Genomic DNA, 1,614 nt, shown 5'->3' with positions numbered 1-1,614 from the left:
AATGATCGCCCAAAGCGCGAGGCCTGCGTGAGCCACGGAAATTGCAACAATCCAAGTGATTCCGAACATAAGCGCCTAACGCCTGAATTTAGCGGCGGCCGCGCCGCAGCAGTGGATTGAAATCGGCCAGACGTCGGCCGTCCGCTGGAATGATTTGTTAGGCGCCACTATCACCGCTAGGGCGATCTTTCTTTTCCCGATAGATTTGCGCAAGGCGCTTCAGACCAATGCGCCAGCCAGCGAAAATGCAACTACCAACTATTACCCCAACGACGAGCCCAGCAATGATGTCACCAGTCTGTATCCCATAGGGAGACATGGCGGCTCCGCCAACCACGTTAGCAACGCTAAGAACAATCACAAATAGCCCAAGGAAGAACAATCGGCGTTTGACGCGAGCCAATACTTCGGGAGGTATTTCAGAATAATCGGAAGTCTTCATGTGACGCCTAACGCCTGAATTTAGCGGCGGCCGCGCCGCAGCAGTGGATTGAAATCAGCAAGACGTCGGCCGTCCGCTGCAATGACTTGTTAGGTACGACGATAGCGGCGCCAAAGAACCGTGACAACGCTGGCAGCGAAAGTGACCGCGATGAGGGGAAAAAAGACCGGGTTCCGGATGAAATGCAGGCCAGAGGAAGGTGGGACCTCAGCTTGGGAGCACTCCCAAGCAACGTAGTCGAAGGCCTCTCCCATGTCCAAGCACTCGGTTGGAATTAGACAGGCGGAAGCATAGTGAAGCGCGGCGTAACCAACCGCCGCCCAGGAAAGCAAGAGAAGGGCGGACAGGAAGTACTTGAACATGAGTACCTAACGCCTGAATTTAGCGGACAACGCGGCTGCAAGCCGTGTTGTTCCGCTGGAATGAATTGTTAGGCTCTTGGATGGAGCCTTCGGAATAGCAACAGTATGCCAAAAGTCGCGACGCCCCAAATGATTGCATTTGCCGCAGATTGCAGTGCAAAAGAGTTGTAGAGCGAGGCGAAGGAGCCGCCAGCGGAAGAAAGGGGCAGGCCTAGAAGCGCAGAAACAAACAGCTGTGGAGTTGCCGCAGCCACACACCCACCGCCAGTAGCGCAAATGAACTTTAGACTAGGCCCCAATGCTTGAGATATCGCGAAGTTTCCAATCGCGACAATCACTGAAATAGCCAAGATCTTCGTTGTGCTCGGTTCCACCGGCCTAACGCCTGAGTTAAGCCGCGCCGAAGGCGTCGGCTTGAATGATTAGTTAGGCTGCGCCGCCCACAACCGTGCGAACGCAGACAATGGAAATGTACTTGCCGTTGCGCCCGGCGGAGGCGGCCCAGATGTTGACCAAATCCATCATCGGCCTGACATAGATGATATCCGCGGCATCCAGATCCGGCGCAATTGCGCCGAAGGCCGCCTCCCGCATATGCAAGTAGGGGCCGGCAAGTAGAGTCGACACCGCGGACTCGGCGCTTTTGGCTTCGACCTGAGTGGAGACCGTCTTGCCCTGACACTCGACTACGAGCGAGTAAAGATTCACTTAGCAGCCTAACGCCTGAATTTAGCGGACAAAACGGCTTGCCGTTTTGTTCCGCTGGAATGATTTGTTAGGCGCAGCGTAGCACCCGGAAATGCCAAGTTC

2 protein-coding genes are annotated in these 1,614 nt (G+C 55.3%); both read right to left on the bottom strand.

The genetic code is table 11. The features are described from left to right. Nucleotides 1–157: 157 nt before the first annotated feature. Nucleotides 158–442 carry a hypothetical protein gene (locus G467_RS18135; protein WP_155844917.1) on the bottom strand — a complete coding sequence of 95 codons (285 nt, stop codon included), beginning with the start codon at nucleotides 440–442 and terminating at the stop codon, nucleotides 158–160. A gap of 788 nt (nucleotides 443–1,230) precedes the next feature. Then, nucleotides 1,231–1,512 (bottom strand): hypothetical protein, encoded by a 282-nt coding sequence (locus G467_RS0114780; protein ID WP_022970506.1) that lies wholly within the window; start codon nucleotides 1,510–1,512, stop codon nucleotides 1,231–1,233. Nucleotides 1,513–1,614: the final 102 nt, after the last annotated feature.

It is taken from the genome of Arenimonas oryziterrae DSM 21050 = YC6267, from assembly GCF_000420545.1.
Classification (GTDB): domain Bacteria; phylum Pseudomonadota; class Gammaproteobacteria; order Xanthomonadales; family Xanthomonadaceae; genus Arenimonas; species Arenimonas oryziterrae.
This window is presented reverse-complemented; position numbering and strand designations above follow the sequence as displayed.

Excerpts from the sequence above, each read along its gene's own strand:
- G467_RS18135 (WP_155844917.1), bottom strand. The coding sequence starts at position 442 with ATGAAGACTTCCGATTATTCTGAAATACCTCCCGAAGTATTGGCTCGC.